6 protein-coding genes and 1 pseudogene are annotated in these 6,730 nt (G+C 74.6%); 3 read left to right on the top strand and 4 right to left on the bottom strand.

The window, feature by feature from the left end:
* Nucleotides 1–276 (top strand): annotated as a pseudogene (locus ACWEVO_RS25890) (PE family protein); the annotation flags it as partial.
* A gap of 86 nt (nt 277–362) precedes the next feature.
* On the opposite strand, the gene ACWEVO_RS25885 reads toward ACWEVO_RS25890, so the two are convergent.
* Nucleotides 363–1,019, bottom strand: a complete 657-nt coding sequence (locus tag ACWEVO_RS25885; protein ID WP_452310109.1) for a 4'-phosphopantetheinyl transferase family protein — start codon at nt 1,017–1,019, stop codon at nt 363–365.
* Between the two features lie 97 nt (nt 1,020–1,116).
* On the opposite strand from ACWEVO_RS25885, the gene ACWEVO_RS25880 reads away from it, so the two are divergent.
* Nucleotides 1,117–1,386 carry a hypothetical protein gene (locus tag ACWEVO_RS25880; RefSeq protein ID WP_452310108.1) on the top strand — a complete coding sequence of 90 codons (270 nt, stop codon included), beginning with the start codon at nt 1,117–1,119 and terminating at the stop codon, nt 1,384–1,386.
* 40 nt (nt 1,387–1,426) lie between these two features.
* Here ACWEVO_RS25880 and ACWEVO_RS25875 read toward each other — a convergent pair whose 3' ends face one another.
* From ACWEVO_RS25875 to ACWEVO_RS25865, 3 genes are all read right to left on the bottom strand, one after another.
* Complete coding sequence (locus ACWEVO_RS25875) at nt 1,427–2,206, bottom strand: peptidase (RefSeq protein WP_452310107.1); 780 nt, start codon at nt 2,204–2,206, stop codon at nt 1,427–1,429.
* A 2-nt stretch (nt 2,207–2,208) separates the two neighbouring features.
* Nucleotides 2,209–3,486, bottom strand: coding sequence for a VWA domain-containing protein (locus ACWEVO_RS25870; protein ID WP_452310106.1), 1,278 nt, complete (start codon nt 3,484–3,486; stop codon nt 2,209–2,211).
* 400 nt (nt 3,487–3,886) lie between these two features.
* A complete protein-coding gene (locus ACWEVO_RS25865; protein ID WP_452310105.1) occupies nt 3,887–5,596 on the bottom strand; it encodes a dolichyl-phosphate-mannose--protein mannosyltransferase in 1,710 nt (569 codons plus the stop codon).
* Nucleotides 5,597–5,688: 92 nt separating this feature from the next.
* On the opposite strand from ACWEVO_RS25865, the gene rsmI reads away from it, so the two are divergent.
* Nucleotides 5,689–6,528 (top strand): 16S rRNA (cytidine(1402)-2'-O)-methyltransferase, encoded by an 840-nt coding sequence (gene rsmI, locus ACWEVO_RS25860; RefSeq protein WP_452310110.1) that lies wholly within the window; start codon nt 5,689–5,691, stop codon nt 6,526–6,528.
* Nucleotides 6,529–6,730: the final 202 nt, after the last annotated feature.

Raw genomic sequence — 6,730 nt, 5'->3', positions numbered from 1 at the left:
CCCGGGGCGGCCGGCGGCGGGTACGGCGCGCCGGAGGTCGGCGGCTGCGGCGGGTACGGCGCGCCGGAGGTGGGCGGCAGCGGCGCGAACGGGTCCGGCTGGGTGGGCGGCTGCGGCGGGTACGGTGTGCCAGAGGTCGGCGGCGGCGCGTACGGGTCAGCCGGCGGCGGCGCGTACGGGTTGCCCGGCACCGGCGGCATCGGCGCGGTGGGGAACGGCTGGGTCGGCGGTTCCTGGGGCTGCTGGTTCGGGTCCTGGGATCCGAACGGAGGCTGAGGGTGGCTCACCGTACTCCTTGGCACCTTCGAAGATCTTCAGTCGGACTGACGGTACCCGCATTGGACAAGCTGACTGTGCGGTCCTCAGCGGGGTACCAGAACGGCGGCGCTGCGTACCAGATCGGCGTCGATGGCGAACCGACCGTTGATCGATGCCGGACGATCAGTTGCCGGTGCGGCGTCGAGCCGGGCGCGGGCGATCCGGGCGGTGAAGGTTCCGGCGTCGGGGTCGAGGGTCACCCGGGCGTCCTGGAAGTCGAGCCAGGTGCCGACCACCGGCCACCAGACCTTGTAGACGGTCTCCTTGACACTGAACAGCACGGTCGGCCAGGGGAGCCCGGCGGGCAGCCGGGCCAGCTCCGCCTCCTCTTCGGGCAGGCAGACCTTCCGGCGTACCCCCGGGGTCAGCTCCCGGTGGCGTTCGGCGTCCATCCCGACGGAGCGCACGTCGGTGGCGCGGGCCACGGCGGCGGCGCAGTAGCCCCGGGTGTGGGTGATGGTGCCGACCACCCCGGGCGGCCAGACCGGGGAGCGGTCGGGCGCGGACGGGACCGGCGTCGGTGGCAGCCCGAGCCCGGCCAGGGCCCGGCGGGCGCAGACCCGGCCCGCGGTGAAGTCCCGGCGCCGGCCGGCCACCGCCCGGTCGCCCAGGCAGTCCCGCTCGGCGGGGAGCAACTCGCCGGACCAGTCGCCGGGGTCGGCCACCACCACCGCGACCGCCGGCGGCAGCAGATCACGCACGGGGAGGAAGGTACCGCAGTGTGTAACGCCGCAGCGCTTCGGGACGCTTCAGGAGGGACACGGGGGCTCAGGGTGTCCACATGCGAGAGGGAGTGCGATGACGCGTGGTGCGGAGACGTCGGGGCCCGGGCCGGAGGAGCACGCTCCGGTCACTCCCGGCTGGACCTGCGGCTCCTGCGGCGACGACTGGCCCTGCGCCACGAAGCAACGCCGGTTGCTGGCCGAGTATCAGGCCGACCGCGCCTCGCTGAGCGTCTATCTCGGCTCCTGCCTCGCCGCCGCCACGGAGGACCTGCCCGCCTTCCCGCGCTCGTCCCTGCAGGACCGGTTCATGGGCTGGGTGCCCCGGCAGCCGCGCGCCTTCTGAGCGTCGCCGCCGGGGCAGCCGCAGGCCGCCGGTCGCGGGGTCAGCGGCGGCGGGGCCGCCGGGTGAGGGCGAAGCCGACCACGCCGGCCACTGCGGCGAGCACGCCACCGGCGGTGGTCCAGACCCAGCGCGACCCGGCTTCCGGCAGCCAGCCGGTGAGGTCGGTCTCCTCCTCGGCCACCGGCTCCGGGGCCGGTTCCGCGGTGAGCACCGTCCCGGCCCGGACGTTCGGCACCAGGGGCGCCGCCAGCCGGCCGTCGTCGCCGGACGCGCCGCCCTCGCCGTCCGCCCCGACCAGCAGGCTGACGTCGATCGGCAGGCCCAGGTCCGGCTCGGGCAGCTCGGTCACCGAGAGCCGTACGTAGTAGGTGCCGGGCAGCGGATCGCCCGACCACGGCTCGGCCCAGGGGCGTACCCGGCGCAGGGTGCAGCCGAGGGTGACGCTGGTCGCGGCGGCCTCGGCGGTGGGCCTCTGCGCGCCGGCGGTGCACGCCTGCCGCCGGCGCAGCCCGTCGAAGACGTCCACGGTCCAGGTGGACGCGCCGGTCCGGCCCTTCGGGAAGGAGACGGTGGCGGTGATCTCGTGGACCTGCCCGGCCTCGGCGCGGAACGACCAGTAGAGGTGGTCACCGGTCGACGCGCCCACCTGCACCGGCTGCCCGGCGGTGATGGCCGTGGCGGTGAGGAACGACGTGCCGGCCTTGGTGACGGTGGCCGCGCCGGGCGACGGCGTGGGCGTGGGCGCGGCGGAGGCGGCGGCGGGCGTGAGGGTCAGCCCGGCGGCGGCCAGCGCCGCCGCGGAGCGGATCAGGGTACGCATCCTCAGTTCTCCCTCCAGGTGGCGACCCACCAGCGGGTGAGCAGCCCGGCGACCAGTCCGGTGAGCAGCCCGGCCAGGGTGAGCAGGAGCAGCAGGGCCCAGCCGCGGCCGAGGTCCGGTCCGTCCGGGGCGGGCGACCCGGCGACCACGTCGACGGTCAGTTCCAGCGGCATGCCCGGGGTGGCCTCGGTGCCGGGCCGGGGCGCGAAGGCGTTGCTGACCACCAGGCACACGGTCTGCGCGACCACGCTGCCGCCCGGTGTCGGCTCCGGGCTGTCCTCGGCCGCCGACCAGCGCAGGCCCGCGGAGATCACGTCGGTCCGCCCGCTGCCGGCGTCGACGCCCCGGACGAGTTCCCGCCCGTCCGGCGCGGTGGCCCGCAGCAGCACCCCGTAATCGGGGTTGACCGGCCGGTCCAGCGCGACGCTGACCGAGGCGCGCAGCTCCTGGCCCGGCCGGACCGGCACCCGGTACCAGCGGTGCTCGGAGAACGCCTCCCGGTCGGTGTAGACGCCGGGGCCGAGCAGCGGTGCGTTGCCGCACGCGGCGGAGCCGTCGACGACGGTCGGGGTGGCCGTGTAGGTGTCCCGGGCCCGGTCGACCAGCTGCTTGATCCGGCCGGTCAGCTCGTCGGCGCTCTGCGCCGCCGTGTACGTGCCACCGGTGGCCCCGGCGATGCAGAGCAGCTGCCGGCGCACCTTCTCGTCGGGTGCCAGGCCGAGGGTGTCCACGACCAGCTTGGTGCCCTGGGCGGCGAGTTCCCGGGCCACCTCGCAGGGGTCGGGCGGGGCGCAGGTGTCCTCGCCGTCGGTGATCAGCACGATCCGGCGGGCCGTGCTGCCCGTGCCGAGATCCTGGGCGGCCGCGCGCAACGCCAGCCCGACCGGGGTGAACCCGGTCGGGCGCAGGGTCGCCACGGCCGCCTTGGCCTGCGTCCGGTCCACCGGGCCGACCGGCACGATCTGCTGGGTGTCCAGGCAGCCCTGCTTCTTGTCCTTGCCCCGGTAGGTGGCCCCGAGCACCCGGATGCCGAGCTGGGTCTCGTCGGGCAGCGCGTCCACGACCTCGTTGAACGCCTGCTGGGCGACGGAGATCCGGCTGCGCCCGTCGATGTCCCGGGCCCGCATCGACCCGCTCACGTCGAGGACGAGCTCGACCTTGGGCGGCTCGGCGGGAGGTTCGGCGGTTTCGTCGTCGGCCCGGGCCGGGAGGGGACCGATCAGCGCGGTCGTCGCCAACAGTCCGAGAAGGACGGCTGTCGATCGTCTCTTGTTGATCATCGGGCGAAGTGTAGTGAGATCCACTTTGGAAGATCATTTGGGTGTCGGTCCGGCGGTACGGAGGCCCCGCCCGGAGGCTTCCCGCGTGGTCAGGGGCACTGCTCGGCCGTAAGCAATTCGTAAGGTTCCGCCCGCGTGACCCACCGTTATGTGCCCGATGTAAACCTTTTGGGGGGTGGCGCATTCGTCGGAAATCTGACCGGGGGTGACCCGTTGTGTGAGTGGGGGAGTGTGGTTAAGCTCTTCTTGCGCGCCCCAATCGCCCGCTTCCCCCGTGGCAGGCGATCGGGGCGCGCTTCTTTGTGTCGCCGACCACGTCGAGGGCGGCCGACTCCCCGAGCGCAAGCGAAAAACGCGGCCCGGTGGACGTGCCACCGGGCCGCGAGAGTTGCCGGTCGGATCAGATCCAGCGGCCGTCCAGCCACATCCGTGCGGACCAGTCCGCGTACGTCAGCAGCCGGCCCACGAAGATCGGGTAGAAGTAGCCGAAGCAGAGGGCGACCAGCAGCACGTACGCCCCGGCGATGATCCCGCCGACCAGCCGCCGCTCGGAGACGTCCTGTTCACTGGGCGGTGCCGCCGTGCCGGTGACCGGCGCGGGCGTGATGATCGCCCCGAGCACGTAGACCACCGCCAGCACCAGGAACGGCACCGCCGGCGCGGCGTAGAAGGAGAACATCGTCCGGTCGTCCAGGGCGAACCAGAACCAGGGCAGCAGGCCGGCGGCCACGCTGAGCAGGATCGCCCCGGCCCGCCAGTCCCGCCGGGCCAGCCCGAGCCAGGCCGTCGCGGCCAGCGCCGGCAGGAACGACCACCACAGCAGCGGGGTGCCCAGCAGCAGGATCTCCGACGCGCAGCTCGGCGCGCCGCAGTTGCCGTCACCGGACCAGTAGAACGCGACCGGGCGGCCGAGCAGCAGCCACTGCCACGGCCAGGACTGGTACTTGTGCGGGTCGTCGAGCTGGGTGTGGAAGCCGTACGCCGCCTTGTGGTATTCCCACAGGTTGATCAGCGGCCCGATGACCGGGGCGTCGCTCAGCCCCGGCGTGTTCGGGTAGCGGCTGGCCAGCCGGTAGTAGCCGTCGTCGCTGAGCAGCCAGCCCGACCAGGTGGCGAGATAGGTCCCGACCATCAGCACGCCGGCCAGCAGCAGCCAGGGCAGCTCGTCGAGCAGGGCGTCCCGCCACGGGTGGCGCACCCCGGCGGACCGGCGGACGCCCACCTCCCAGAAGATCACCAGCAGCGCGAAGGCCGGTACGAAGTACAGCCCGCTCCACTTCACCGCGCAGGCGCAGCCGAGCAGCACCCCGGCGGCCAGCCGCCACCACGGCCAGTCCCGCCACGTCGACGGCGGCCGGCCGGCCCGGCCCGGCGCCGACGGGTCGAGCCCGGCCTCCAGCGCCCGCGACCAGCGGCGGCGCCGGGCGTCCCGGTCGAGGACCAGGGCGCCGAACGCGGCCAGCACGAACAGCAGCAGGAAGATGTCCAGCAGGGCGGTGCGGGAGAGCACCAGGTGGAAACCGTCCAGGGCGAGCAGGAGGCCGGCCGCGCAGCCCAGCGTGGTGGAGCGGAACATCCGCCGGCCGATCCGGACCAGCATCAGCACCGACAGGGTGCCCGCCACGGCCGCCGCGAACCGCCAGCCGAACTCCGGGGCGGTCGTCATGAGATGCCCCGGCACGGAGATCTTCAGCTCCGCGTCCTGGTAGCCGAAGGCCCACTCGCCGAGCCCGATGAGCCACTTGCCCAGCGGCGGGTGCACCACGTACGACGGGCCGCCGTCCTTGTAGTTCCACTCGACGCCGCGGTCGATCAGCCCGTACGCGTCCCGGGCGTAGTAGATCTCGTCGAAGATCTTGCCCTTCGGGCCGCTGAGGCCGACGAAGCGCAGGATCGCCGCGATCACCACGACGACCCCGGTGGCCAGCCAGGCGCGGCCGTCGAGGTGGGCGTCGACCGTGGCGAGCCGCCGGCGGACGACGGCGGGGATCCCGCCCGCGCCGCTCGTCGCGGAGCCGGTGGCCTGGTCGGCGGTGGGCCGCTCGGGGGGCGTCGGGTCCGCTCCGGCCGAACCCGCGCCCGCGCTCTGTGCTGTCGACGCACTCGTCACCCGGCGATCGTAGGCTGCGAAGGTGCCCGGTGGCGCCCGTCGTCTCCGAGATGGGTACGGCCGTCGATGAAGGAGCGCACTCCGTGGGTGAAATGTCCGAGGTAGGGCGGCTGGTGCTGCTCGGCGCGCCACTGGGCAACCCGGCCGACGCCTCGACCCGCTTCCGCGAGGTGCTCGCCACCGCCGACGTGGTCGCCGCCGAGGACACCCGGCGGCTCACCCGGCTGGCCCGGGACCTGGACGTGACCGTTCCGGGCCGGATCGTCTCCTACTTCGAGGGGAACGAGGAACGGCGTACCCCCGAACTGGTCGACGTGCTCGCCGCCGGCTACACGATCGCGCTGGTCACCGACGGCGGCATGCCCAGCGTCTCCGACCCCGGCTACCGCCTGGTCCGGGCGGCGATCGACGCCGGCTGCCCGGTCACCGCGGCCCCCGGGCCGAGCGCCGTGACCACCGCGCTGGCGCTCTCCGGGCTGCCCTGCGACCGGTTCTGCTTCGAGGGCTTCCTGCCCCGCACGCCCGGCGCCCGCCGCTCCCGGCTGCGCGCCCTCGCCGCCGAGGAGCGCACGCTGGTGCTCTTCGAGGCGCCGCACCGGATCGCCGGCGCGCTGGCCGACCTGGCCGCCGCGTTCGGCCCCGACCGGCCCGCCGCGCTCTGCCGCGAGCTGACCAAGACGTACGAGGAGGTGGTCCGCCGGCCGCTGGGCGAGCTGGCCGAGTGGGCCGCCGAGGGCGAGCCCCGGGGCGAGATCACCCTGGTGGTGGCCGGCGCGTCGCCGGCCGCCGCGGCCCGGCCCGACGACGACACGCTGCGCGCCGCGGTGGCCGCCCGGGAGGCGGCCGGGCTGTCCCGGCGGGACGCGATCACCGAGGTCGCCACCGAGTACGGGCTGCGCCGCCGGGAGGTCTACGGCGTCGTGCACGCCTGAGTGAAAGGAAGGGCCCCCTGTTAACGCCTGCGGTATAGCAGGGGCCCCTTCCTCACCGCCGTGCCCGCCTACCAGGCGGCGGCGAGGAAGCCGGCGGTGATCAACAGCGGGCCGGCCAGGGTCGCCCCGACCGCCCAGCGGCGCTGCCGGGGGTCCGGCAGCCGGGTCGCGCCGGTCCACCGGGCGATCCCGGTGGCGCAGG

The sequence above is a fragment of the Micromonospora sp. NPDC003776 genome, from assembly GCF_053605645.1.
Note: the sequence above shows the minus strand (reverse complement) of the source record. Positions and strands in the feature narration are given on the sequence as shown.

Bases quoted from the DNA above. Each gene is read 5' to 3' on its own strand.
- rsmI (WP_452310110.1), top strand. From the start codon at position 5,689: ATGTCCGAGGTAGGGCGGCTGGTGCTGCTCGGCGCGCCACTGGGCAAC.
- ACWEVO_RS25870 (WP_452310106.1), bottom strand. From the start codon at position 3,486: ATGATCAACAAGAGACGATCGACAGCCGTCCTTCTCGGACTGTTGGCG.
- ACWEVO_RS25875 (WP_452310107.1), bottom strand. From the start codon at position 2,206: ATGCGTACCCTGATCCGCTCCGCGGCGGCGCTGGCCGCCGCCGGGCTG.
- ACWEVO_RS25880 (WP_452310108.1), top strand. From the start codon at position 1,117: ATGACGCGTGGTGCGGAGACGTCGGGGCCCGGGCCGGAGGAGCACGCT.